This window comes from Mesorhizobium sp. M1227 (assembly GCF_040318315.1).
Taxonomy (GTDB): Bacteria; Pseudomonadota; Alphaproteobacteria; order Rhizobiales; family Rhizobiaceae; genus Mesorhizobium.
On record NZ_JAMYLZ010000112.1, the window covers coordinates 1 to 780 of the forward strand.

Here is a 780-nt window from a genome sequence, read left to right on the forward strand (position 1 = left end):
CAAGGCCGTGGGCACGCCATTGTCGCAAGCCGCCGCCCCTAACGATCTGTGGTGCACCGACTTCAAGGGGGAGTTCAGGCTCGGCAACGGTAGCTACTGTTACCCCCTGACGGTCACCGACCAGATCTCGCGCTATGTGCTCGCCTGCGAAGCGCTTGAATCGACAAAGGAGACGCCGGTCATCGAGGCCTTCGTGCGGCTGTTCAGGGAGCGCGGCCTGCCCGCCGCCATCCGCTCCGACAACGGGCTCCCTTTCGCTTCGCCTAACGGCCTCTACAATCTCTCGCGCCTGTCGGTGTTCTGGCTCAGGCCCGGCATCGTCATCGAGCGCATCCAGCCGGGCAACCCGCAACAGAACGGCCGCCACGAGCGCATGCATCTGACCTTAAAGAAAGAGACGACCAGGCCGCCCGGCATGAACATCCTCCAGCAGCAGGCGAGGTTCGACGCTTTCATCAGCGAATTCAATGAGGAAAGGCCACACGAGGCGCTCGCCATGCGCACCCCGGCCGAGCTCTACACGCCGTCCTCAAGAGCCTATGACGGCCTGCCGGAACTGGAATACCCCTTCCACGACCGCGACATCCTGGTTACCGCTTGCGGCCGCATCTGCATGCACAGGAAGAAGATCAACGTCTCGACCGTGCTCGCCGGTCAGAGGCTGGGAATCAAGGAGATCGACGACGGCATTTGGCTCGTCAGCTTCATGCATTACGATCTCGGTTATATCGACTTGGAACAGAGGACCTTGCAGACCATCGACAACCCGTTCGGCACGAG

At 61.7% G+C, this 780-nt stretch carries 1 protein-coding gene; it reads left to right on the forward strand.

Annotated elements, in window-relative coordinates:
* The coding region (locus tag NKH28_RS34330) for an integrase core domain-containing protein (RefSeq protein WP_352981467.1) at positions 1-780 on the forward strand (780 nt) is incomplete at both ends.